The organism is Caulobacter sp. UNC358MFTsu5.1, from assembly GCF_000712075.1.
GTDB lineage: Bacteria > Pseudomonadota > Alphaproteobacteria > Caulobacterales > Caulobacteraceae > Caulobacter.
Window position 1 is genome coordinate 139,347 of sequence record NZ_JONW01000006.1, and the last position, 21,892, is coordinate 161,238.

Annotated in this window: 25 protein-coding genes; 17 read left to right on the plus strand and 8 right to left on the minus strand. The window is 69.8% G+C overall.

The features are described from left to right. Position 1: 1 nt before the first annotated feature. Genes BR39_RS0109370 through BR39_RS0109380 form a run of 3 tightly spaced genes read right to left on the minus strand, consistent with a single transcriptional unit; the run spans position 2 to position 1,950 of the window. Positions 2 to 628, minus strand: a complete 627-nt coding sequence (locus tag BR39_RS0109370) for a carbonic anhydrase (RefSeq protein WP_029910406.1) — start codon at positions 626 to 628, stop codon at positions 2 to 4. Continuing rightward, positions 621 to 1,262, minus strand: coding sequence for a maleylacetoacetate isomerase (gene maiA, locus BR39_RS0109375; protein ID WP_029910410.1), 642 nt, complete (start codon positions 1,260 to 1,262; stop codon positions 621 to 623). Before maiA ends, BR39_RS0109370 begins: the two co-directional genes overlap by 8 nt. Positions 1,263 to 1,272: 10 nt before the next feature. Beyond that, positions 1,273 to 1,950, minus strand: a complete 678-nt coding sequence (locus BR39_RS0109380; RefSeq protein ID WP_029910413.1) for a fumarylacetoacetate hydrolase family protein — start codon at positions 1,948 to 1,950, stop codon at positions 1,273 to 1,275. A gap of 190 nt (positions 1,951 to 2,140) precedes the next feature. Between BR39_RS0109380 and BR39_RS0109385 the strand changes: the two genes are divergently transcribed. Genes BR39_RS0109385 through BR39_RS0109395 form a run of 3 tightly spaced genes read left to right on the plus strand, consistent with a single transcriptional unit; the run spans position 2,141 to position 7,075 of the window. Further along, positions 2,141 to 3,019 carry an ABC transporter ATP-binding protein gene (locus BR39_RS0109385; RefSeq protein ID WP_029910416.1) on the plus strand — a complete coding sequence of 293 codons (879 nt, stop codon included), beginning with the start codon at positions 2,141 to 2,143 and terminating at the stop codon, positions 3,017 to 3,019. A gap of 10 nt (positions 3,020 to 3,029) precedes the next feature. Continuing rightward, positions 3,030 to 6,641, plus strand: coding sequence for a M1 family aminopeptidase (locus tag BR39_RS0109390; RefSeq protein WP_029910419.1), 3,612 nt, complete (start codon positions 3,030 to 3,032; stop codon positions 6,639 to 6,641). Further along, positions 6,638 to 7,075, plus strand: coding sequence for a PaaI family thioesterase (locus BR39_RS0109395; RefSeq protein WP_029910422.1), 438 nt, complete (start codon positions 6,638 to 6,640; stop codon positions 7,073 to 7,075). Before BR39_RS0109390 ends, BR39_RS0109395 begins: the two co-directional genes overlap by 4 nt. 33 nt (positions 7,076 to 7,108) lie before the next feature. Here the strand turns inward: BR39_RS0109395 and BR39_RS0109400 are convergent, their stop codons facing one another. Then, a complete protein-coding gene (locus tag BR39_RS0109400; protein ID WP_029910424.1) occupies positions 7,109 to 7,708 on the minus strand; it encodes a DUF4142 domain-containing protein in 600 nt (199 codons plus the stop codon). Between the two features lie 134 nt (positions 7,709 to 7,842). Between BR39_RS0109400 and BR39_RS0109405 the strand changes: the two genes are divergently transcribed. Both BR39_RS0109405 and BR39_RS0109410 read left to right on the plus strand, forming a co-directional pair. Next, on the plus strand, positions 7,843 to 9,039 hold the full coding sequence (locus tag BR39_RS0109405; protein ID WP_029910427.1) for a CaiB/BaiF CoA-transferase family protein: 1,197 nt from the start codon (positions 7,843 to 7,845) through the stop codon (positions 9,037 to 9,039). A 1-nt stretch (position 9,040) separates the two neighbouring features. Further along, a complete protein-coding gene (locus BR39_RS0109410; RefSeq protein WP_029910430.1) occupies positions 9,041 to 9,454 on the plus strand; it encodes a GFA family protein in 414 nt (137 codons plus the stop codon). A gap of 89 nt (positions 9,455 to 9,543) precedes the next feature. On the opposite strand, the gene BR39_RS0109415 is transcribed toward BR39_RS0109410, so the two are convergent. Continuing rightward, positions 9,544 to 11,469 carry an HWE histidine kinase domain-containing protein gene (locus tag BR39_RS0109415; protein WP_029910433.1) on the minus strand — a complete coding sequence of 642 codons (1,926 nt, stop codon included), beginning with the start codon at positions 11,467 to 11,469 and terminating at the stop codon, positions 9,544 to 9,546. A 196-nt stretch (positions 11,470 to 11,665) separates the two neighbouring features. Here BR39_RS0109415 and BR39_RS0109420 point away from each other — a divergent pair, with 196 nt between their 5' ends. The 3 genes from BR39_RS0109420 to BR39_RS0109430 all read left to right on the plus strand — a co-directional run bounded on the left by BR39_RS0109420 (position 11,666) and on the right by BR39_RS0109430 (position 13,155). Continuing rightward, positions 11,666 to 12,052 (plus strand): hypothetical protein, encoded by a 387-nt coding sequence (locus BR39_RS0109420; protein WP_029910436.1) that lies wholly within the window; start codon positions 11,666 to 11,668, stop codon positions 12,050 to 12,052. Between the two features lie 59 nt (positions 12,053 to 12,111). Further along, positions 12,112 to 12,444, plus strand: coding sequence for a hypothetical protein (locus tag BR39_RS0109425; protein WP_231499427.1), 333 nt, complete (start codon positions 12,112 to 12,114; stop codon positions 12,442 to 12,444). Between the two features lie 96 nt (positions 12,445 to 12,540). Then, positions 12,541 to 13,155: a superoxide dismutase gene (locus BR39_RS0109430; RefSeq protein ID WP_347349852.1), complete on the plus strand. Its 615-nt coding sequence runs from the start codon at positions 12,541 to 12,543 to the stop codon at positions 13,153 to 13,155. Positions 13,156 to 13,168: 13 nt separating this feature from the next. Here the strand turns inward: BR39_RS0109430 and BR39_RS0109435 are convergent, their stop codons facing one another. Further along, entirely contained in the window at positions 13,169 to 14,020 is an 852-nt protein-coding gene (locus BR39_RS0109435; protein ID WP_029910444.1) for a metallophosphoesterase, read from the minus strand. Continuing rightward, positions 14,017 to 14,880 (minus strand): diacylglycerol kinase family protein, encoded by an 864-nt coding sequence (locus tag BR39_RS0109440; protein WP_029910446.1) that lies wholly within the window; start codon positions 14,878 to 14,880, stop codon positions 14,017 to 14,019. Before BR39_RS0109440 ends, BR39_RS0109435 begins: the two co-directional genes overlap by 4 nt. A gap of 132 nt (positions 14,881 to 15,012) precedes the next feature. On the opposite strand from BR39_RS0109440, the gene BR39_RS0109445 reads away from it, so the two are divergent. The 4 genes from BR39_RS0109445 to BR39_RS0109460 all read left to right on the plus strand — a co-directional run bounded on the left by BR39_RS0109445 (position 15,013) and on the right by BR39_RS0109460 (position 16,700). Beyond that, positions 15,013 to 15,354: a glycine zipper domain-containing protein gene (locus BR39_RS0109445; protein ID WP_029910449.1), complete on the plus strand. Its 342-nt coding sequence runs from the start codon at positions 15,013 to 15,015 to the stop codon at positions 15,352 to 15,354. A gap of 84 nt (positions 15,355 to 15,438) precedes the next feature. Continuing rightward, positions 15,439 to 15,903 (plus strand): OmpA family protein, encoded by a 465-nt coding sequence (locus BR39_RS0109450; RefSeq protein ID WP_029910452.1) that lies wholly within the window; start codon positions 15,439 to 15,441, stop codon positions 15,901 to 15,903. Positions 15,904 to 16,227: 324 nt separating this feature from the next. Continuing rightward, complete coding sequence (locus BR39_RS0109455) at positions 16,228 to 16,437, plus strand: hypothetical protein (protein ID WP_231499428.1); 210 nt, start codon at positions 16,228 to 16,230, stop codon at positions 16,435 to 16,437. An 11-nt stretch (positions 16,438 to 16,448) separates the two neighbouring features. After that, a complete protein-coding gene (locus tag BR39_RS0109460) occupies positions 16,449 to 16,700 on the plus strand; it encodes a hypothetical protein (protein WP_029910459.1) in 252 nt (83 codons plus the stop codon). Between the two features lie 84 nt (positions 16,701 to 16,784). On the opposite strand, the gene BR39_RS0109465 is transcribed toward BR39_RS0109460, so the two are convergent. Beyond that, on the minus strand, positions 16,785 to 17,585 hold the full coding sequence (locus BR39_RS0109465) for a response regulator (protein WP_029910462.1): 801 nt from the start codon (positions 17,583 to 17,585) through the stop codon (positions 16,785 to 16,787). 245 nt (positions 17,586 to 17,830) lie between these two features. Here BR39_RS0109465 and BR39_RS0109470 point away from each other — a divergent pair, with 245 nt between their 5' ends. From BR39_RS0109470 to BR39_RS0109490, 5 genes are all read left to right on the plus strand, one after another. Beyond that, on the plus strand, positions 17,831 to 18,016 hold the full coding sequence (locus BR39_RS0109470; protein ID WP_028040104.1) for a NepR family anti-sigma factor: 186 nt from the start codon (positions 17,831 to 17,833) through the stop codon (positions 18,014 to 18,016). A 2-nt stretch (positions 18,017 to 18,018) separates the two neighbouring features. Continuing rightward, complete coding sequence (locus tag BR39_RS0109475; RefSeq protein WP_028040105.1) at positions 18,019 to 18,624, plus strand: sigma-70 family RNA polymerase sigma factor; 606 nt, start codon at positions 18,019 to 18,021, stop codon at positions 18,622 to 18,624. Then, entirely contained in the window at positions 18,621 to 20,333 is a 1,713-nt protein-coding gene (locus BR39_RS0109480; protein WP_029910466.1) for a sensor histidine kinase, read from the plus strand. The genes BR39_RS0109475 and BR39_RS0109480 overlap by 4 nt, the downstream gene beginning before the upstream one ends. A 69-nt stretch (positions 20,334 to 20,402) precedes the next feature. Then, a complete protein-coding gene (locus BR39_RS0109485; RefSeq protein WP_029910469.1) occupies positions 20,403 to 20,537 on the plus strand; it encodes an entericidin A/B family lipoprotein in 135 nt (44 codons plus the stop codon). 290 nt (positions 20,538 to 20,827) lie between these two features. Beyond that, complete coding sequence (locus tag BR39_RS0109490) at positions 20,828 to 21,889, plus strand: hypothetical protein (RefSeq protein ID WP_029910472.1); 1,062 nt, start codon at positions 20,828 to 20,830, stop codon at positions 21,887 to 21,889. Positions 21,890 to 21,892 lie beyond the last annotated feature (3 nt).

Consider the following 21,892-nt stretch of genomic DNA (forward strand, 5'->3'; position numbering starts at 1 on the left):
CTCAGCAGGGCCCGCCGACCGCCTTCTGGTAGTCCTCGAGGCTGGAGATCCCGACCTCCAGGTCGGTCACCAGGCCGTTGGACAGCGAATAGACCCAGCCGTGCACCGACAGGGTCTGGCCGCGCGCCCAGGCGTCCTGGACGAAGACGTCGGCGGCGACGTTGCGCACCTGGCGGGCGACGTTCAGCTCGCACAGGCGGTTGAGCATCGACTTCTCGTCGCCGATGGCGTCGAGCTCGTGCTTGTGCTCGGCATGGACCTCGCGGATCGGGTGCAGCCAGTGGTCGACCAGACCCCGGCGCTTGCCGTCGATGGCCGCCGCCACGCCGCCGCAGCCGTAGTGGCCCACGACCATGATGTGCTTGACCTTCAGCACGTCGACCGCGAACTGCAGCACCGACAGGTAGTTGGCGTCCTGCGGCGGGGCCAGGTTGGCGACGTTGCGGTGCACGAACAGCTCGCCCGGGTCCAGGCCGACGATCTCGTTGGCCGGCACGCGGCTGTCGCTGCAGCCGATCCACAGGTATTCGGGGCTCTGCTGGCCTTCCAGGCGCTTGAAGAACTGGGGGTCGGCCTCGGTCTTGCGCAGCGACCAGGCCAGGTTGTTGCTCTTCAGGTCTTCAAGCATGGATGGCGTCCGGCTGTTGGTTGGGGTGGGCGGCGACGAAGGCCGGGTGTTCGAGAGCGCGGGCGGCGACCGCGCGCAGGGCGGGGAACGGCGAAAGGTCGGTCTTGAACCGCTCGGCGTTATAGACCTGGGGAACCAGGCAGCAATCGACCAGGCCGGGCGTGTCGCCGAAGGCGTACTGGCCGCCGTGCTCGATGATCCTCGCCTCCAGGGCCTGGAAGCCGTCGGTGATCCAGCGCTGGATCCAGGCCTCGCGGCCGGGCTCGTCGACGCCCAGGCCGGTCAGGGCCCGCAGGATGCGCAGGTTGTTCACCGGGTGGATGTCGCAGGCGATAACCTGGGCCATGGCCCGGGCCTGGGCGCGGGCCATCGGGTCGGCCGGCAGCAGGGCCGGTTCGGGCCGGACCTCGTCCAGCCACTCCAGGATGGCCAGGCTCTGGGTCAGGACCCGGCCGTCGACCACCAGGGCCGGCACCAGCTTCTGCGGATTGAGCGTCGCGAAGGCCGGGCTCTGGTGCTGGTTGTCGACCAGGCTCACGGGCGCGGTCGCGTAGGCCAGGCCCTTGAGGTTCAGGCCGATCCGCACCCGGTAGGCGGCGCTGGATCGCCAGGCGCCGTGCAGGACGAGCTTCATCGCCGCGCTCCTAGACGAGGGTGAAGGTCAGCCGACCGACGCCCTCGACGGCGCCCTCGACCCGGTCGCCCCGGCCGATGGCGGCCACGCCCTCGGGGGTGCCGGTGAAGATCAGGTCGCCGGCGGCCAGGGTCCACAGCTTGGAGGCCTCGGCGATGATCTCGGGGAGGGTCCAGATCATGTCGGCGATCTGGCCGGCCTGGCGCGGCTGGCCGTTGACGGTCAGGGTGATCGCGCCGTCGGGCTTGGCCTGGGCGGCCGGGACGATGGCGCTGATCGGCGCGCTGGCGTCGAAACCCTTGGCGGCGTCCCAGGGATGGCTCTTGGCCTTGGCGGCGGCCTGCAGGTCTCGGCGGGTCAGGTCGACCCCGACCGCGTAGCCGAACACGTGGGACAGGGCCTCCTCGACCGCGATGTTCGCGCCGCCCGACTTCAGGGCGACCACCAGCTCGATCTCGTGATGCAGGTCGTGGGTGGCGACCGGGTAGGGGACCTTGTCTCCCGTCACCACCGCGTCGGCGGGTTTGGCGAAGAAGAACGGCGGGTCGCGCGTGTCGGCCCCCATCTCGCGGGCGTGGGCCGCGTAGTTGCGGCCGACGCAGAGGATCCGGCGGACGGGGAAGACGGAGTCGCTCCCTTCGACCGGAACCGTGGATTGGGCGGGCGGGGGGAAGGCGAAGTGCGTCATGGCGCCTGATTAGACCCAAACCCGCTTTGCCAAAAGTCACCTTCGCGAGGACATGATCCTGCAACACGCCGGCCATGGGATGTGTCTAAACGTTCTTTCACTTGCCCCGACCTGCGACGACAAGGCATGACGGGTAGGCAATTGTGGCGAAAACCCGCCATGTCGACGTCGAAGGGGCCCGGGACCGACGATGCTGATCATCGAGAACCTGACTCACGTCTACGCCAACGGCGTGAAGGCCCTCGACGAGGTCAACCTGACGATACCTGGCGGCATGTACGGCCTGCTGGGTCCGAACGGCGCCGGCAAGTCGACCCTGATGCGCACGGTCGCCACCCTGCAGGCCCCCACCTCGGGCCATATCCGCTTCGGCGACATCGATGTGCTGAAGTCGCCCGACCAGCTGCGCCGCACCCTGGGCTACCTGCCGCAGGACTTCGGCGTCTATCCGCGCGTCAGCGCCTACGACATGCTCGACCACATGGCCGTGCTGAAGGGGATCGCCGACGGCAAGGACCGCAAGGCGGTGGTCGAGAGCCTGCTCAACCAGGTCAATCTGTGGGACGTGCGCAAGAAGGCCATCGCCGGCTTCTCGGGCGGCATGCGCCAGCGGTTCGGCATCGCCCAGGCCCTGATCGGCGACCCGCGGCTGATCATCGTCGACGAGCCCACCGCCGGCCTCGACCCGGAAGAGCGCAACCGCTTCCTGAACCTGCTGGCCGAGATCGGCGAGAACGTGGTGGTGATCCTGTCCACCCACATCGTCGAGGACGTTTCGGACCTGTGCCAGGCCATGGCGATCATCTGCAACGGCCGGATCGTCAAGGAGGGCGCGCCCGCCGACCTGGTGCGGCAGCTGGACGGCCGCATCTGGAAGAAGGTCATCGACAAGACCGAGCTCGAGGCCGCCAAGGACCGCTATCAGGTGATCTCCACCCGCCTGCTGGGCGGCCGCACGGTGATCCACGTCCTGGCCGACCAGGATCCGGGGGCCGGCTTCACCCCGGTCGAGGGCGGGTTGGAGGACGTCTACTTCTCCACCCTGTCCAACACCCGTCGCGCGGCCTGAGGGCGTCTCGATGTTTGGCAAGATCGCGGGCTTCGAACTCCGCTACCAGCTGAAGTCGCCGGTCTTCTGGGTGGTGGCGGTCATCTTCTTCCTGCTGGCCTTCGCCATCACCACGGTCAGCAACTTCTCGATCGGCCTTGGGCCCAGCGACCACCGCAACGGCCCCTACGCCCTGGCCCAGGCCTGCATCGTCTTCTCGCTGTTCTACATGTTCGTGACCACGGCCTTCGTGTCGAACGTGGTGGTGCGCGACGACGAGACGGGCTTCGGGCCCATCCTGCGGGCCACGCGCCTGACCAAGTTCGATTATCTGTACGGCCGCTTCACGGGGGCGCTGCTGGCCGCGGCGATCTCGTTCCTGGTGGTGCCGGCGGCCATCTGGCTGGGCTCGCACATGCCGTGGGTCGACAGCGAGCTGCTGGGCCCCAACCGCTGGGACGCGTACCTGTTCGCCTACGGCGTGGTGGCGCTGCCGACCCTGCTGCTGACCTCGACCATGTTCTTCGCCCTGGCCACGGTGACCCGGTCGATGATGTGGACCTATGTCGGGGTGATCGCCTTCCTGGTGGTCTGGGTGGTGGCCAACATCGCCCTGAACAAGCCGGAGTTCGAGCACGCCGTGGCCCTGTGGGAGCCGCTGGGCGGCTCCGCCTACGGCCTGATCAGCAAGTACTGGACGGTCAGCGAGCGCAACACGGTGGTCCCGCCCCTGGACGGGGTGCTGCTGTTCAACCGCGTCTTCGTCCTGGCGCTGTCGGCCGTCTTCCTGGTGGCCGCGCATTTCGGCTTCCGCCTGCAGTCGCCCGAGCTGTCGGGCAAGGCGCGCAAGGCCCGTCGCCGCCAGAAGCGGGCCGAGGCCGCGGCCGAGACGGCCCCGGCGACCCTGGCCGGCCCGGTCCTGCCCCGCTTCGACGGCCGCTGGGCCTGGGCCCAGCTGGTGGCCCGCACCCGGCTGGACATGGGCCAGGTGTTCAAGAGCCCGGCCTATTTCGTCCTGCTGGCCCTGGGCCTGTTCAACGCCGCCGGTTCGCTGTGGTTCGCCACCGACGACACCGGCTACGGCGGGTCGATCTATCCGCTGACCCGCATGCTGCTGAACCCGCTGATCGGCTCGTTCACCCTGATCCCGGTGATCATCTCGATCTACTACGCCGGCGAGCTGGTCTGGCGCGAGCGCGACCGCAAGACCCACGAGATCATCGACTCCACGCCCGTCGCCGACTGGGCCTTCGTCGCGCCCAAGGTGGCGGCGATCTCGCTGGTGCTGATCTCGACCCTGCTGGTCAGCGTCCTGGCCGCCGTGATCAGCCAGGCGGCCCACGGCTATTTCGGCTTCGAGTTCGACAAGTACCTGCTGTGGTACGTCGCGCCGATGTCGGTGAGCCTGGTGCTGACGGCCGTGCTGGCGGTGTTCCTGCAGGTGCTGAGCCCCCACAAGTTCGTCGGCTGGGGCCTGATGGTGCTCTACATCGTGGCCGGCATGACCTTCTCCAACCTCGGCTGGGAGCACCGCCTCTACAACTACGGCGGCGGCGGTCTGGTGGGGCCGATGGTCCCGACCTCCGACATCAACCGCCTGGGCAAGTTCTGGATCGGCGCCTGGTGGGTGCGGGTCTACTGGAGCGCCTTCGCCGCCGGACTGGTGGTGCTGGCCTACGCCCTCTGGCGACGCGGGACCGAAACCCGCCTGTGGCCGCGCCTGCGCCGCCTGCCCCAGCGCCTGACCGGCAAGGCCGGTCTGACCTTTTCGGCCGCCATCGTGGTGTTCGTGGCCTGCGGCGCGTTCATCTACGTCAACACCAACGTCTGGAACCCCTACCGCACCCGCATCGACAACGAGAAGTGGCAGGCCGACTACGAGAAGACCCTGCTGCGGTTCGAGAACACGCCGCAGCCGAAGATCGTGGCGATGAAGCTGGACGTCGACCTCTATCCGCACGATCCGCGCATCGACACCAAGGGCGTCTACACCCTGGAGAACCGCAGCGGCCAGACGCTGAAGGAGATCCACGTCCGCTTCGACCGCGACCTGAAGGTCAAGGGGCTGTCGATCGAAGGGGCCCGCTCCAAGCAGACCTTCGACCGCTTCAACTACCGGATCTTCGCGTTCGACACGCCGATGAAGCCCGGCGAGCGGCGGATGATGAGCTTCATCACCGAGCGCGCCCAGAAGGGCTTCCGCAACCGGGGCGACGACACCCGGGTGGTCGACAACGGGACCTTCATCGACAACACCGAGATCGCGCCGATGCTGGGCATGAGCCGCGACGGCCTGCTGCAGGACCGCGCCAAGCGCCGCAAGTACGGCCTGCCGCCCGAGCGCCGCATGCCCAAGCTGGGCGACATCGCCAGCCGCCAGTTCAACGGCCTGCGCCACGACGCCGACTTCGTGTCGTCCGACATCACCGTCACCACCGACGCCGACCAGACCCCGATCGCGCCGGGCTACGAGGTGTCCAACCAGGTCCAGGGCGACCGGCGCACCGCGCGGTTCGTGACCGAAGCCCCGATCCTGCCCTATCTGTCGATCCAGTCGGCCCGCTACGCCGTGGCCCGCGACCGCTACAAGGGCGTGGACCTGGCGATCTATTACGACCCGCACCATCCGTGGAACATCGAGCGGATGAAGACCGGGATGAAGGCCTCGCTCAACTACTACCAGGCCAATTTCAGCCCCTACCAGTTCCGCCAGCTGCGGTTCCAGGAGTTCCCGGGCTACGCCGATTTCGCCCAGTCGTTCGCCAACACCATCCCGTGGTCGGAGAACCTGTTCTTCATCGCCAAGTACGACGATCCCGAGAAGATCGACATGGTCACCTATGTCGGCGCCCACGAGATCGGCCACCAGTGGTGGGCCCACCAGGTGATCGGCGCCGACCAGCAGGGCGGCACCATGCTGAGCGAGACCTTCTCGCAGTACTCGGCGCTGATGGTCATGAAGCGGATGTACGGCGAGGCACAGATCCGCAAGTTCCTGAAGTTCGAGCTGAACAGCTATCTGCGCGCCCGCGGCGGCGACCCGCTGGAGGAACAGCCCCTGGCCCGGGTCGAGAACCAGCCGTACATCCACTACCGCAAGGGCTCGCTGGTCATGTACCGGCTGCAGCACGAGGTGGGCGAGGACACGGTCAACCGGGCCCTGCGCAAGCTGATCGCCGACCACGCCTTCAAGGGCGCGCCCTATCCGACCACCCTGGACTTCCTGGCCGCCCTGCGCGCCGAGGTCCCCGCCGACAAGCAGGGCCTGATCACCGACCTGTTCGAGAAGATCACCCTCTACGACCTGAAGACCAAGACGGCGACCACGCGCAAGCTGGCCGACGGCCGCTTCGAGACCACCCTGACGATCGAGGCCAAGAAGCTGTACGCCCAGGGCCGCGGCCAGGAGAGCGCCGCGCCGCTGGACGAGGTGATGGACGTCGGCCTGTTCTCGATGGAGCCGGGCAAGAAGGGCTTCGGCCCCGACAAGGTGCTGGCCTTCGAGCGGCGGCGGATCAAGTCGGGGACCCAGACCCTGACCTTCGTCACCAAGACCGCGCCCCGCAACGCGGGGGTCGACCCCTACAACTTCGTCATCGACCGCAATGGCGACGACAACGTCGCCAAGGTCCAGATGCGATGAGCGGCGACGGGCCGAGCGCCGAGGCCCTGAGGCTGGACCCGGCGGCGCTGAACGCCTTCCTGGCCAAGGCCTTCCCGGAGGCCGGGCCTTATCTTCCGGTGGTCCTGGAGGCCGAGCCGGGGCGGGTGCTGATGCGCCAGGCCTTCGCCAGCCGGGCCCTGCGGCCGGGCGGGCTGATCTCGGGGCCGACCCAGATGGGCATGGCCGACTCGGCGGCCTATGCGGTGATCCTGGCCCATATCGGCGAGGTGGCCATGGCCGTGACCTCGTCCCTGACCATCCACTTCCTGCGCGGGGCCAAGCCGGGCGACCTCTACGCCGAGGGGACCCTGCTCAAGCTGGGCCGGCGCATCGCCACGGTCGACGTGCTGATCTGGTCGGAATCGCGCGAGCGAGCCGCCGCCAGGGCGACGGTCGCCTACGCTATCCCGTAGAGGGACGGAGCGCGCTTTCGCGCGCTCCTTTCGTTAGTTCACGAAGCCCTTCTTCAGGCCTTCGGCCATGTTCAGGTGCTCCTGCACGGCCGGGGCCGTGGCGGCGGCGAAGGCCTTGATGGCGGCGGTGTCGCCGTCCTGGGCGTAGCGCTGAAGCAGGTTCAGGGCCGCCTGGTGGGCGTCGACCTGGCTGTCGGCGTACTTCTTGTCGAAGTCCTTGTCGTCGGCCTTGGTCAGGTCGTCGAGCTTGCCCTGCAGGTCTTCGGGCAGGGCGGTCGGCGGCGTGATGGCGGCGCCCGAGGCGGCGATGGCGGCCTTCAGGTCCTCGGTGGTCTTGGTGTGGGCCTTTTCCATCTTGGCGGCGAAGGCCTTGACCTCGGCGTTGGTCGAGCGCTTGGCGGCCAGCTTGGCGGCTTCGATCTCGAACATGTCGCTGGCGGCGGCCTTGGCGACGAACACGTCGGCCTTGGTCTCGTCCGACGGGGTCGGGACGGTGGCCGACGGGTTGGCGTCCGGGGTCGCGGCCTGTTCGGCCGGGGTGGCGGCGCCCTTGGTCTCGTCGGGTTTCTGGTTGCAGGCCGCGACGCTGAGGGCCGCGATGGCGGCGCCGACGATGAGAAGCTTACGGGTCATGGCTTTCTTTCCCTGCGCGTTTTTCTAGAACGTTGAGTGTCCGGAGGCGCCGCGCTTGCGCCGAGGCATAGAAAACTTCACGTCGCCGTGATGGTTCCGTGAGCGCCCGCGGGGCGGAAAAGGGGAGTGTGGGCATGGCCGAAGCGCCGCTGAACGGCTTGCGGGTCGTCGAGATGGGATCGCTGATCGCGGGGCCCTTCTGCGGCCAGGTGCTGGGCGATTTCGGCGCCGAGGTGATCAAGCTGGAGGACCCCAAGGCCGGCGACCCGATGCGCCAGTGGGGCCGCACCAAGCCCAAGGGCCATTCGCCCTGGTGGCCCGTGATCGGCCGCAACAAGACCTCGGTCACCCTGGACCTGCGCGCCCCGGAAGGCCGCGAGGTGGCCCGCGCCCTGATCGACACGGCCGACGTGGTGGTCGAGAACTTCCGCCCCGGCACGCTGGAGAAGTGGGGCATGGGCTACGCGGACCTGGCCAAGACCAATCCCGGCCTGGTGATGGCCCGGGTCTCGGGCTTCGGCCAGACCGGGCCCTATTCGCACCGCGCCGGCTACGCCCTGATCGGCGAGGCCATGGGCGGCCTGCGGCACATCACCGGCGAGGCCGACCGGCCGCCGGCCCGGGCGGGCATCTCCATCGGCGACAGCCTGGCGGGGCTGAACGCCGCCCTCGGCGTGATGATGGCCCTGCACGCCCGCCAGCGCACCGGCCGGGGCCAGGTGGTCGACGCGGCGATCTACGAGAGCGTGCTGACGGTGATGGAGAACCTGATCACCGAATACGACCTGTCGGGCTATGTCCGCGAACGGTCCGGCGCGATCCTGCCCGGCATCGCCCCGTCCAACGTCTATCCCACCCGCAGCGGCGAGCTGATCCTGATCGGCGCCAACCAGGACACCCTGTTCAAGCGCCTGTGCGACGCCATGGGCCGGCCCGAGCTGGCGACCGACGAGCGCTATCGCGACCACGCCGCCCGGGGCGTCAACCAGACCCAGCTGGACGCCACGATCGGCGGTTGGACCGTCGAGCACGACATCGAGCACCTGCTGCCCCTGCTGGAGGACGCCGGCCTGGCCGTCGGCCGGGTCTATCGCGCGCCCGACATGCTGAAGGATCCACAGTTCGCCGCCCGCGAATCGATCGTCGAGGTCGCCCACCCGGTGTTCGGCACGGTGAAGATGCAGAACGCCTTCCCCAGGCTGTCGGAGACCCCCGGCGGGGTCCGCTGGCCGGGGCCGGCCCTGGGTCAGCACACGGACGCGGTGCTGCGCGACGTGGCCGGCCTGTCGGACGAGGCGATCGCCGGGCTGCGCACCAAGGGAGTGATCTGAGATGACCGCGCCGCTGCACACCGGGGGCTGCCTGTGCGGGGCCCTGCGCTACGAGGCGCGGGGCGCGCCGCTGTACATGGGCCACTGCTACTGCGCCGACTGCCGCAAGGCCTCGGGCTCGGGTTTCATCCCGTTCATGGCCTTCGCGGCCCAGGACCTGACCTTCAGCGGCCCGACGCGGATCTTCACCAGCGAGTCGGCGCGCGGAACCCCCGCCGTGCGCAACACCTGTCCGGTGTGCGCCAGCCTGGTGTTCGGCGGTCCGGTCGGCGAGACGGACTCCCACACGATCTACGCCGGCTCGCTGGACGACCCGACCGCGTTCCGCCCGACGGTGGCGATCTTCGTCAAGGGACGGCCGGACTGGGCGGTGGTCCCGGAGGGGCTGGAGATGTTCGAGGGGTTGCCGGGGTGACGGGCCGGGGACATGCCCTTGGGCGTGTCCCCAGACAATCGGGTGCGAAACTTGGGGACACGCGCGAGCGCATGTCCCCGGTCGTGCTTCTACCGCCCCGTCACCGAGGCCAGCGCCCGGGCGATCTGGTGGACGTTGTAGGGCTTCCTCACGATCGGGGCGTCGAAGCCCATCGGGGCGGCCTTGTCGGCGTAGCCGGTGGCGAACACGAACGGCCGGCCCTCGCGGCGCAGCACCTCGGCGACCGGGGCCACGGACTGGCCGTTGAGGTCGGCGTCCAGCACGGCGGCGTCGAACGACAGCTCCAGCATCTGCAGCGCCTCGGGCAGTTCGGCGGCGCAGCCCACCACCTCGACGCCGGAGTCCTCCAGCCCCGCCTCCAGCTCCATGGCCAGCAGCAGCGAGTCCTCGACGATCAGCACCCGCAGCCCCGCGATGTCGCCGGCCTTGAAGCTGTCGTCGCCGCCGCCCACGGTCTCGACGATGCGTTCGTCGGGCGCGGGGTCGAGGGGGTTCGGCGCGTCGGGCTCGGGTTCGTCGACCAGGGCGTCGGCGGCGGCATGGATGCGGGCGGTGACGCCGCTGCGCTTGTATTCGACGGTCGCCTGGCCGCCGAGCTCGCGCCCGACCACGTCCTCGATCAGGGTCATGCCGAAGCCGCGGACCTCGGGCGGCGTGGTCATCGGCCCGCCGGTCTCCAGCCATTCCAGATTGAAGCCGCCCCCCGGGGCCGCGCGCCAGACCACCTCGACCCGGCCGCTCTCGACCGACAGCGAGCCGTACTTCACGGCGTTCACCGCCAGCTCGTGCAGGGTCAGCGACAGGGCCGCCGCGGCGCGGGGCGTCAGGAACAGTTCCGGCCCGTCCCAGCGGGTCTGGTTGGGGGCCAGGCCCCCCAGTTCGGCCGCGGCGATCCGGGCCAGGGTGGCGCCGCGCCAGCGGGCGGCGCTGAGCAGGTCGTGGGCCGAGCTCATCGCCTTGAGCCGGCCGTTGAAGGCCTTGAGGAAGCCGTCCAGCGACGAGGCCTTGCGGGCCGACTGGCCGGCCACCGACTGCACGGCGGCCAGGATGTTCTTGATGCGGTGGTCCAGCTCGGTGAGCAGGTTCTCGCGCTGCTCGTCGGCGTCGCGGCGGGCGGTGACGTCCTGGACCACCCCGATCAGACGCAGCGGCTTGCCGGCCGCGTCCTTGACCAGCAGGCCGGCCACCCGATTCCAGATCACCCGGTTCGGGTCGGACGACACGCGCCGGAACTCGACCTCGTAACGCCCCTGGGTCCGCAGCTGGGACTCGACCTCCTCGCGGATCTCGTCGCGTTCGTCGGGGTGCACGAAGCCGTACAGGGCGTCGCCGCCCTCGGCGGGGGTCACGCCCTCGGGAAGCTCGGTGATGCCGGCCATGCGCGCGCTGACCCGGACGGTGTCGGCCACGATGTCCCACACGAACTCGCCCAGGTTGGCGGCGTGCAGGGCCAGGGCGATGCGTTCGCTGTCGAGCGCGCGTTCGGCGACGTTGCGCGCCGTCTCCGCGTCGTGCAGCAGCTCTTCCATCGCCAGGGCGGCCAGGTCGGCCAGGGCGTCGGCGAGGCCGGGGTCGACGGCGTCGCGCGGGGCGGGGTCCTCGACGGTGAGCAGGCCGACGATCTCGCCCGACGCCGTCTTCAGCGGCGCGCAGGCGAAGAAGCGGCTGTCGGCGCACCAGGGGCGCAGGGGCTGGTCGGGGTCGTCGGCGAGGTCGTGGCTGGAGACCACGCCGCTCTCGCGCAGCCGGTCGGACAGGCCGGCGGGGCGCGGCTCCTCGACATGGTCGAAGCCGACCTTGGCCTTCAGGAAGACCCGGTCCTTGCCGATCAGGCGGATGGCGGCGCGGGGGGCGGCGAACAGGCGCGAGGCCAGGCGGACGATCCGATCGAAGCGGGGGTCGGCCGGGTCGCCGTCGAAGGCGCGAAGGGCGTCGAGGGCGCGCAGCCGCCGCGCCTCCTGATCATCTGCCAGCGTTCCGCCCGCATCGTCCATGATTCGAACATAGACCGGGTTCGCGCAGGGCGCGAGATCGATAAAGGCCAAGCTCCCCGATCGCGTCGAAGATCGCCTGTGGTGAAGCTCCAACCTTGGCGCTACAATGGAACTTGTCGCCTCGGCTTTGCGTTGTGCGGGCGCAGCTTCGCGCTGCCCGCCCCCCACAAGCCCGAGCCGCGAACCGGAGATCCTCATGCCCGACAACAGCCTGAACCCCGCCCTGAATGAAGCAAGCAAGGCCTCGTCGAACGCCGGCGCGGCCTTCGATCACGCCGAGCGCAGCTTCGGCGAAGCCGCCAGCGCCGCCCGCGCCAATCTCAGCGAGGCCGCCGCCTCGGCCAAGGCCAACCTGTCCGACGCCGCCAAGCGCATCGAAGCGTCGCTGACCCAGGGCCTCGAGACCCTGCGCGCCCAGACCCGCACCTACACCGACACCGCCGGCCAGTCGGTCGACGAAGCCAGCCGCTATGTCAGCGAGCGCGTTCGCGAGCGCCCGATCACCGCCACCCTGGCCGGCCTGGGCGTCGGCGTTCTGCTGGGCCTGCTGCTGGCCGGAAACCGTAGCGGCCGCGACAAGTGATCTTCGGGAAGACTCTGACGACCCTGGCAGCGGCCGCGGCGATCGCCGCGGCCGCTGCTGTGAGCGTGGTCTCCGCCGCCTTCGCGCTGTTCGCGGTGCTGGCGCCCCATCTCGGCTCGGCCGGGGCGGCGGCGGTGGTCGCCGCGGTGGCCGCGGCCATCGTCGGGATCGCCGGCCTGATCGCGGCCCTCAAGGCCGAGGAACGGTCCAAGCCGGCTCCCGCGCCGGACGCCCTGGCCTTCGCCGAGAAGGCCATCGAGATGGTCAAGGAGCGTCCGATCCTGACCGTCGGCGCCGGCCTGGCGGCCGGGATCATCGCCTTCCGCAATCCGGCCCTGGCCGCGATCGTCGCCAAGGCGTTGCTGGATTCCCAGAAGCCGCCCCCGCGCTGAGGCGGGTCCAGGCGACTTTCGACAAGACGAGCTTTTCCCGCCTCTGGTTTTCTGGGCCTCCCCGCCCATCTTCCGGGGGCGTTTTGCCCTGGAGCGATCATGTTCAAACTCCCCGACCTCCCCTACGCCTATGAAGCCCTGGAGCCGACCATCTCGGCCAACACGCTTCATTTCCACCATGACAAGCACCACGCGGCCTATGTGAACGCGCTCAACGGCCTGCTGCCGGAAGGCGACACGCGCCCGCTGGAAGCGGTGATCCGCGAGGCCAGCCCCGGCAAGGTGTTCAACAACGCCGCCCAGATCTGGAACCACCAGTTCTTCTGGGAATGCATGAGCGCCGACAAGGCCGGTCCGGGCGCCGAGCTGTCGGCGGCCATCGCCGAGGCCTTCGGCGACCTGGCCGGCCTGAAGGAGAAGTTCGTCGCCGAGGGCATTGGCCACTTCGGTTCGGGCTGGGTCTGGCTGGCCGTGCAAGGCGGCAAGCTGGTGGTGATCTCGACCCACGACGCCGACGACACCCTGACCAAGGACGGCATCACCCCGCTGCTGGTCTGCGACGTCTGGGAGCACGCCTACTATCTGGACCACCAGAACAACCGGAAGGGCTTCCTGGAAGCCTGGTTCGACGTCCTGCCCAACTGGGCGTTCGCCGACGCCCAGTTCGCCGCGGCCAAGGGCCAGGGCGCCGTCTGGACCTACCCCGCCTAAGCGGTACCGGATCTCAGACCTTGAGCGGCGCGACCTCGGTCGCGCCGTTTTCGTCTGGGGGCTTGGGGACGCAGCGGCGCGGCACGGACCAGGTTCGGAAGGTCACGAACTCGGTGCGCTCGAAGGCCAGGGCGGTGATGCGGATGTCGACGTCGTTGACCTCGATCACGTTGAAGCCGGGCGGCACGCCGCGCTCGCGCACCGACAGGGTGCCCGAGCCGACCGCCTGGGTGCAGCCGTCCGAGAACGGATAGGGATGCACGAACGGCGCGTGGATATGGCCGGTCAGGACCAGGTCGACGCCCGCCTGGGCGAAGGTCTGGGCGGCGGCGGTGCCGCCGTGCACCTTGGCGGTCATGGGGCCGCCGATCATCTCGATCAGCGGATGGTGGCAGACCACGATCTTCAGGGCCCCCGGCGCGGCGCCCTTCAGGTCGGCGCAGACCTCGCGGACCTGGCGGCGCGACACCGCGCCCTTGGACCAGTTGGCCCGCAGCTGGAAGGCGCGGGCCGAGTTGAGCGTGACCACCGTGGCGCGCGGATCGTCCCAGTCGCTGTTCATCCGCGCGCCGAACCGGTCCTCGTAGCGCCGCCAGGGGGCGACCAGCCGGGTCAGGATCTCGCGCGGGCCGGCGAACGGGACGTCGTGATTGCCGGGCGAGACCAGGCGCGGCTGCGGCAGGCGGTTCAGCCAGGCCAGGGCTGCGTCGAACTCCTCGACCTTGCCGTCCTTGGTCAGGTCGCCGGCGGCGATCACCAGGTCGGGGCGCTCGGCGTGGATGCGCGCGACGGCCGCCTCGACGGCGGCCTTGTGCTCGCCCCCGAAGTGGATGTCGGAGACCTGGACCAGCTTCAGCGGGGTCATTTTGCGGTCGCCGTGGGCGTGGGGACCAAGGCGCGGAAGGCCTTGGGTCGGAAGCGGATGCTGACGGTGTCGTCCAGCCGCGCGGGCTCGCCGTCCAGGATGGCCGGGATCCGCCCGCCGGCCCAGACCTTGCCGATCCGGCAGCGGCCGACGATCACCGACGGGTCGTTGCGCCAGTTGCCGGTCACCGTGTTGACCCCCAGGCGGAAGATGTCGAGGGCGCCGGCGGGGTCCAGGGCGGCCGCTTCCAGGGCCTGGTCTTCGGAATTCAGATCGGTCGACACCAGCGGCGTCATCAAGCTCAGGGCTTCGGTCTTGCCCTTGGGGCGGCCGTCCAGGACGTAGCGCAGGCGGCTGGAAAAGGCGCGGCGCAGGGCCCGCCGGGCCCGCAGCAGGGCCAGGTCGGCCCGTCCGGCCCGCGCCGCCTCGCGGGCGTCGGCCCACAGGGCGGGACTGCCCAGGATAGCGGCGACGAAGAAGAGGCGGCCGTTGATCTCGCCGCCCGAGATCATCCGTTCGTGACCGCCCTTCAGGCAGTCGGCCATCGCCTGCTGCCAGGGCACGGCGCCGTACAGGGCGTGGGGCAGCATGTTCATGGTGCCGCCGGGCAGGGGCGCGACCAGGGGACCTTCGGGGCCCGCCATCTCGGCCGCGGCCCGGGCGGTGCCGTCGCCGGCGACCACCAGCAGGGCGTCGGGCTTGGCGTCGAGGGCGTCGCGCAGGCAGGCGGTCAGCTCGCCTTCGCTGGGGGCGTGGACCCGCCCCGTGACCCCGTGCTCGGCCAGGATGGCCTCGGCCTGGGCCGGGGCGTCCTTGCCCACCGAACCGGAGGCGATGTTGGTGACGACTTCCACACGCATGCGAAATTCCAGAAGGCGCGGCCGTGCGCGGGGAGGCCCGAAGGAAACGGCGGCGCTTGAGCGCGGTTCCCGGAACCGTTGTCGTGGCGAGGTCGTTTGCCTGCTTGGGACAAGCTCGAACGGAGAGCCACGATGAACAAGACTTTGATCGCCCTCTTGGGCGTCGGCGTGCTGGCCAGCGCTTGCACCGCCACGGGAAACACCGAACGCAACGCCGCGGCCGGCGCGGGCCTGGGCGCCCTGGCGGGCGCGGTGGTCGGCAACAATGTCGGCGGCGGTAGCGCCAGCACCGGCGCCTTGGTCGGCGCGGCGATCGGCGGCACGGTCGGCGCCGTGAAGGGCTGCCGCGAGGACGGCGGCTGCGGCGCCACGAACGTCAATCGCCGTCAGTACTATGACGAGCGTGCCGGACGGTATTACTACTATGACTCGCGCAGCGGTCGTTACTACTGGGAAGACGGCAGCCCCCGTTAAGTCGGGCCCGGCCTGAAATCTTCAGAAGGCGGTCGACTCGTGTCGGCCGCCTTTTGCGCGCCGTGACGTCAGAGAGGGCAAACGATGAAGAAAGTCGGATTGGCGATTGTCGGCGTGGCGGTGCTGGGGGTCCTGGCGACGGGATGCGCGAGCAAAAGCCCGTGGCCCAAGTCGAGGTCCCAGATCGTGCAGACGGCGCCGAGCTGCGAGGACTTCTCGGTCCAGATCTATTTCGAGAGCAAGTCGGCCAAGCTGACCAACGAGGCGCGCTCGGTGCTCAAGGGAGCCGACGCCCTGGCCACGGGCTGCAAGGTGGCTTCGGTGCGGGTGATCGGCCTGGCCGACGCCGTGGGCTCGCCGGACGCCAGCCTGGCGGTGTCCAAGCAGCGGGCCGACATCGTGACGCGGGCCCTGGCGAAGATGGGCTACGGGAACGTGGAGTTCGACGTCGGCGCGGCTGGAGACGCCGGCGCCACCACCAGCGACGGCGAGGCCCGTCCCCTGCGGCGACGCGCCGACATCCGGTTCGATCTCGACGGCAAGCTGTAATCGTCGCGGCGACCCCTCTTCGGGCGCTTGAGGGCATCAAAAAAGGCGGATCCGAAAGGGTCCGCCCGAAGGGCAAAGAGGGGGTGCGGAGGCGACAGGCTGGCTTTCACCAGCCTCAAGTCGGGGGGGCGTCGCCGCCTCCGCAAATCGAAAACGTGGCTCCCCCGACCGGGTTCCCGCCGATCGAAACTTTTTTCGCCTTTCCCGCGATTATTTTTTCAGGGGCCCGCGAACCCCTTCCGGCAAGGGCCGAAGGGAACGTCGCCAGGGACGGGACGTTGATTTTCCAGGAGGCCGCCCGGCCTCGCTCTGGGGAGCTACGTCGTGATCCGCACCTATCAGACCGAACACGGTGGACTGGCCTTCGAAAGCACGCTGACGCGCAAGCAGAAGGTCCGGCGCAACCGCGTGGCGGCCCTGGCGGTGATCGCCGCGGTGGCGGCCTCGGCGGCGCTTCTCCAGCGCTTCAACGACAACCTCGCTCCCAGCGGACCGGCGGCGCCGGACGTCGGGACCTATTCCGCCGCCCGCTAAGGAGGCCCTCAATGCCCGCAGACCTCGAACACCCTCATCCCGCCGTCAACGCCACCCGGGCCCGCCAGGGCCGCTGGGGCAAGCATGTCTTCTGGGTGCTGGTCATCTCGACCGTCCTGGCCGCCGCGGCGCTGTTCGGCGCCTGGGGCCTGCGCTCGGGCGACCTGGCGTCGGTCGAACACACCAAGGGCGCCACGACCCAGGGCGAAGCCCAGCAGTATTCGACCGAGCAGGCGCCGGTGAAGCAGACGCCGGCCGGCTGATCCCCTCCGCGTCCAACGACTAGCGCGCACGAAAAAGGCCCCGGTTCGCACCGGGGCCTTGATCGTTTCGGAACCTGACGTGGATCAGGCGGCCTTCTGGGTCCGGCGCGGATGGAAGAACAGCGCCTGGCCGATCGCCGCCTTCACCGTTTCCGGCTGGAAGGGCTTGGTGATCAGGAAGGTCGGTTCCGGACGCTCGCCGGTCAGCAGGCGCTCGGGGAAGGCGGTGATGAAGATCACCGGCACGTCCAGGCGGGCCAGGATGTCCTTGACCGCGTCGATTCCCGACGAGCCGTCGGCCAGCTGGATGTCGGCCAGCACCAGGCCGGGCGTGCGGCGGGACACGGCGTCGACCGCCTCGCCGCGGGTGGCGGCAATGTCGATCACGTCATGGCCCAGTTCGCGGACCAGGGCCTCGATGTCGGCCGCGATCACCGGTTCGTCCTCGATGATCAGGACTTCGGTGGCCAGTTCGGCGTCGATCTCGCTCTGGGCCTCGGCGATCAGGCGCTCGACCTCGGCGAAGTCGCAGTCGAGAATCTGCGAGGCCTCGGTCGGGGTGAAGCCTTCCAGGGCGGTCAGCAGGAACGCCTGGCGGGACCGCGGGGCGATCCGCATCAGGCGCTGCGAGGCGTCGTCGGCGGCGTTGGACTGGTCGTCGCGCCGCGCTTCCAGCTGGGCGCCCGAGGACAGCCAGATGGCGTGGAAGACGCGATACAGGGCGACGCGCGGCGACAGGTTGGCGTCCAGCGACCGCTCGCCGGCCGCCAGGGCCTCGAGCGCGACGCGGACATAGTGGTCGCCGGTCGTCTGATCGCCGGTCAGGGCGCGCGCGTAGCGACGAACGTAAGGCAGGTGCGGCGCCAGCCGGGCAAGAAGACTCATGACCCCTCCCGTGTGAGTGTCTTCGGGTACAAAAAAGCCGGGGGTGCGGTAAAGCTACGCCGTTCGGCCATCCGAACATAAACGCAACCCCCAGGCCCCGGTTCCATGACAGGTTCCGAAGTCCGAAGAATTTTGCCATCATATGCTCAAGCTTGTGGAACCCCATACGGAATCCGACGTTGTCATCCGGCGTACACTCATTCGGCCAAAGGGGGCGGGCGCCGCGTCTTGTCGGCGTCGAGGACATGATCGAACACGTACCCATGGAAGATCACCGCAAAGGGGCGGCCGCGCTGGACGAAGCGCGGCTCCGTCAGCAGGCTATCGGCGTCAAGCTTCGTCAGATGTTCGACGAGGTGGTGAACGAGCCGGTCCCCGACGAGTTTCTGGACATCCTGCGCAAGGCCGAGACGCCTTCGGGAGAGCGGTGAGCATGAGCGAAGCGCAAGTCGGCCGCTCGCCTTTCGACCCGGCCCGCGACGGGACCTTCAAGAAGGAGCTCGTCACGCTCATCCCGCATCTGCGGGCCTTCGCCAGGACCCTGACGGGCGATCCCACCGCCGCCGACGATCTGGCGCAGGACGCCATGATGAAGGCCTGGGACGCCCGCGCCAGCTTCCAGCTGGGCACCAACATGAAGGCGTGGACCTTCATGATCCTGCGCAACCAGTTCTATTCCGAGAAGCGCCGCTCCTGGCGCCAGAGCCAGCTCGACCAGGAAGCCGCCGAACGCACCCTGGTGGCGGTCGACGATCCCGAGGCGCCGGTGGCGCTGGACGAGCTGCGGCTCAGCCTGGCCATGCTGCCGCCCGAACAGCGGGAAGCTCTGATCCTGGTCGGGGCCGGCGGCTTCGCCTACGAGGAGGCGGCCGAGATCTGCGGCTGCGCCGTGGGCACGGTGAAGAGCCGGGTCAGCCGCGCGCGGCGCGCCCTGCAGGCCATTCTCGAGGCCGGCGCCTATGACCGCGACGGCGCCGCCGCCGGCGACGCCATGTACGCCATCCTGGCCGACGCGGAGAGACTGAGCACCCTGCGGTGAAGTCTCTTCTCGGGCGAGGGGCCGGGGCGGTCGGGTCCATTCGGGTCCGACTGGCCGGCGCGCTGTTCCTCGCGCTCTTGCCCGTCCTGATCCTGGGCGTCCTGCAATCGGTGTTCGCCTTCAAGGCCGAGGCCGACTCGCGTCGCCAGAGCCTGGAGCTGGCGGCCGGGCGCAGCGCCGCCATCGCCCGGGCCCGCATTGAGGCCGCCGGTGTCCTGCTCCAGACCCTGGGGCCGGGCTCGGTCGGGCTGGAATGCGCCCAGCGGCTGGACACGGTGAAGGAGCGCCTGCCGGGCTACGCCAACCTGATCCGGTTCGACGCCTACGGCCGGGTGTCCTGCGCCGCCGGCACCACGCCGCCCGATCCCACCCGCGCCAGCCGCCGCTGGTTCCAGCGCCTGGCCGCCGGATCGCACATGGTCGTGGCCAGCATCCCCGGCGTCGACTACGCGGACGAGCCCGCCGTGCTGACGGCGGTGCGGGCCGAGACGCGCGACGGCCGCTTCGACGGCGCCATGTCCGCCGTCCTGACCCTGTCGACGATCCAGCCCGAGACCGCCAACCGCTACCTGCCGGGCGGGGCCGAGGTGGCCCTGGCCGATTCCGAGGGCCATGTCTTCGCCGCCACCAACCGGCGGGCGTTCGGCACGCCGACCATGGCCTGGCGGGAGCAGGCCGTGAAGAGCGGCTCGGCCCTGTGGTCCGGCCGCGACGCCGACGGCCGGCCGCGCGACTTCTCGGCCGCGCCCCTGGTCGGCCAGGAGGTGTTCGTCATCCTGTCGGCCAAGGCCCCGGGAATCGCCTCCTGGGCCTGGCTGAACCCGATGCTGCGCCTGCTGGCCCCGCTGCTGGCGTTCGTCCTGGCCCTGGCGGCCGTGCTCTACGCCACCGAGCAGGCGGTGATCCGCTGGATCGTCTATCTGCGCCGGGTCGCGGCCATCTACGCCCGCGGCCGCTTCACCGTGCGCCCCCTGCAGGCCGAGCGCGCGCCGCCCGAGATCCGCGAGCTGGCCGCCACCCTCGACGACATGGCCGCCGGCATCGTCGCCCGCGACGCCTCGCTGCGCGACAGCCTGGGCGAGAAGGACGCGCTGATGCGCGAGATCCATCACCGGGTGAAGAACAACCTCCAGATCATCTCCAGCCTGCTGAACATGCAGCAGCGGGCCCTGACCGACCCCGCCGCCCGCACGGCCCTGAACGACACCCGCCAGCGCATCACCGCCCTGGCCCAGATCTACCGGGCGCTCTACCAGGGGCCCGACCTCAAGCGGGTGGACCTGCGCCCGTTCCTGGAGGAGCTGACGGCCCTGCTGCTGGCCGGCGACATGTCGACCGGCGGTCCGATCCGCACCGAGGTCCACGCCGACCCCCTGGTCATCGACCCCGACCGGCTGGCGCCCCTGGCCCTGTTCGCGGTCGAGGCCATCACCAACGCCCAGAAGCACGCCCTGGCCGAGCGGGGCGGCACCCTGACGGTCGACTTCTTCGTGCGCGGGGAAGAGGCCGAGCTGGCCATCGGCGACGACGGTCCCGGCGCGCCCAAGGGGCCGGTCGAGGGGGTGGGTCGAACCCTGATGACGGCCTTCGCCCGCCAGTTGCGCGGCAAGCTGCTGTTCGAGACCTCGGCCGCCGGCGGATTGCTGGTGCGCCTTGTGTTCCCAACGCCCGAAGCCCCGTCGGCCGAGCCCGCGACGGCCGGAACCTAGCTGGGCCGCCAACGTTCAAGTGGGGCAACACCTCAGACGCCCAATTGGGGCGATCACCGGAGAAGACCCATGCGCAAGCTCATCGTTCTGGCCGCGATCGCCGCCAGCCTCACCGTCGCCGCCTGCAACACCGTCGAAGGCGCCGGCAAGGACGTCTCGTCGGCCGGCCAGGCCGTCAGCGACACCGCCAAGGACGCCAAGTAGTCCCGAATTCGAGGTCTAGGAGCCGGTTCCGCCGGCTTCGGGATCAAGCCCGTCGGTCCCCAGGATCGGCGGGCTTTTTCGCGCCCGCCGCCCGGGTTATTCTACTTTAGATTTTATTACAGAAATGCAATTTGAAGACGATCCGGAAACGGTCGGCGGGGCTTCGTTACAATCGATCTCAGCCGTGGCGCACCGGTTACAAATCTCGTCCAAATCCAGCCTGGATCGATATCCGCCAGCCAAGCCGAGGCTTCACCTTGGAGGTTCTTTCCACGGGTGAGAGCTCCGATTTGCCGCGTCCGTCCTCAGCGCCGATCTTCGTCCACAGCGGCTGGCGATGCTCCAGCACCTATGTCTGGCGCCGTTTCCGCGCCGTTCCCGAGGTGATGGCCTTCTACGAGCCCTGGCACGAGCAGCTGGCGACCCTGACGCCCGAGCGCATCGCCCGGGAGCGGCCGGAGACCAGCGGCCTGCGCCACCCCACCGACGGCCTGCCCTATCTGCAGGAATTCCAGGACCTGCTGGGACCCGAGGGCGGCGTCCCCGGGTTCGAGACGCGCCTGGCCCTGGACGACTATTTCCTGCCCGTCGATCAGGAGGACCCCGGCCAGGCCGCCTATGTCGAGACCCTGATCGAGGCCGCGCGGCGCGAGGAGCGCACGCCGGTGCTGGCCTGCTGCCGCACCCTGGGCCGGATCGGCTGGCTGCGGCGGCGGTTCGGCGGCACCCACATCGTGCTGATCCGCGATCCCGTGCAGCAGTGGCGGTCGTTCTATTCGCTGCGCAAGCGGCCCCGCCCCACCTATTTCGAGCTGTGCCAGTACGTGATCCTGTCCGAGACGGCCGGCGGCGAGGCCGGGGCCAGGCGGCTGGGCCTGACGGCGGGCAAGGGCGACCTGTTCGAGCGGATCGCGGCCGTGCGCAAGCGACTGAAACGCGCGCCCGCCCGGACCTCGTTCGCCGCCTTCCTGGCCGTCTACGTGCTGTCCTATGTGGCGGCCCTGCCGCGCGCCGACCTGGTGATCGACGTCGACCGCCTGGGCGCCGATCCGCAATACGCCCGCACCATGTCCACGGCGATCGAGGTGCTGACGGGGGTGAAGCTCGACTTCGGCGACTGCCGCACGCCCGCACCGCACGCCGGCAAGCTGGCCGTCGACTACCGCAAGGAAGCCGTGGCGATGATCGAGACGTTGGACCTCTCCGCGGCCCTGACCGCGCCGGGGCCGGTCCAGACCCTCTATCGCAAGCTGGTCAAGGCGCTGCCCGAGCGCGCGCCGGCGACGGTCTGGGATCAGGCGCTGGCGTTCTGGCGCGATCGCGGCGCCAAGCTGGGGACGGCCCGGGCCTGACGA

Bases quoted from the DNA above. Each gene is read 5' to 3' on its own strand.
- BR39_RS0109370 (WP_029910406.1), bottom strand. From the start codon at position 628: ATGCTTGAAGACCTGAAGAGCAACAACCTGGCCTGGTCGCTGCGCAAG.
- maiA (WP_029910410.1), bottom strand. From the start codon at position 1,262: ATGAAGCTCGTCCTGCACGGCGCCTGGCGATCCAGCGCCGCCTACCGG.
- BR39_RS0109380 (WP_029910413.1), bottom strand. From the start codon at position 1,950: ATGACGCACTTCGCCTTCCCCCCGCCCGCCCAATCCACGGTTCCGGTC.
- BR39_RS0109385 (WP_029910416.1), top strand. From the start codon at position 2,141: ATGCTGATCATCGAGAACCTGACTCACGTCTACGCCAACGGCGTGAAG.
- BR39_RS0109390 (WP_029910419.1), top strand. From the start codon at position 3,030: ATGTTTGGCAAGATCGCGGGCTTCGAACTCCGCTACCAGCTGAAGTCG.
- BR39_RS0109395 (WP_029910422.1), top strand. From the start codon at position 6,638: ATGAGCGGCGACGGGCCGAGCGCCGAGGCCCTGAGGCTGGACCCGGCG.
- BR39_RS0109400 (WP_029910424.1), bottom strand. From the start codon at position 7,708: ATGACCCGTAAGCTTCTCATCGTCGGCGCCGCCATCGCGGCCCTCAGC.
- BR39_RS0109405 (WP_029910427.1), top strand. From the start codon at position 7,843: ATGGCCGAAGCGCCGCTGAACGGCTTGCGGGTCGTCGAGATGGGATCG.
- BR39_RS0109410 (WP_029910430.1), top strand. From the start codon at position 9,041: ATGACCGCGCCGCTGCACACCGGGGGCTGCCTGTGCGGGGCCCTGCGC.
- BR39_RS0109415 (WP_029910433.1), bottom strand. From the start codon at position 11,469: ATGGACGATGCGGGCGGAACGCTGGCAGATGATCAGGAGGCGCGGCGG.
- BR39_RS0109420 (WP_029910436.1), top strand. From the start codon at position 11,666: ATGCCCGACAACAGCCTGAACCCCGCCCTGAATGAAGCAAGCAAGGCC.
- BR39_RS0109435 (WP_029910444.1), bottom strand. From the start codon at position 14,020: ATGACCCCGCTGAAGCTGGTCCAGGTCTCCGACATCCACTTCGGGGGC.
- BR39_RS0109440 (WP_029910446.1), bottom strand. From the start codon at position 14,880: ATGCGTGTGGAAGTCGTCACCAACATCGCCTCCGGTTCGGTGGGCAAG.
- BR39_RS0109445 (WP_029910449.1), top strand. From the start codon at position 15,013: ATGAACAAGACTTTGATCGCCCTCTTGGGCGTCGGCGTGCTGGCCAGC.
- BR39_RS0109450 (WP_029910452.1), top strand. From the start codon at position 15,439: ATGAAGAAAGTCGGATTGGCGATTGTCGGCGTGGCGGTGCTGGGGGTC.
- BR39_RS0109460 (WP_029910459.1), top strand. From the start codon at position 16,449: ATGCCCGCAGACCTCGAACACCCTCATCCCGCCGTCAACGCCACCCGG.
- BR39_RS0109465 (WP_029910462.1), bottom strand. From the start codon at position 17,585: ATGAGTCTTCTTGCCCGGCTGGCGCCGCACCTGCCTTACGTTCGTCGC.
- BR39_RS0109470 (WP_028040104.1), top strand. From the start codon at position 17,831: ATGATCGAACACGTACCCATGGAAGATCACCGCAAAGGGGCGGCCGCG.
- BR39_RS0109475 (WP_028040105.1), top strand. From the start codon at position 18,019: ATGAGCGAAGCGCAAGTCGGCCGCTCGCCTTTCGACCCGGCCCGCGAC.
- BR39_RS0109485 (WP_029910469.1), top strand. From the start codon at position 20,403: ATGCGCAAGCTCATCGTTCTGGCCGCGATCGCCGCCAGCCTCACCGTC.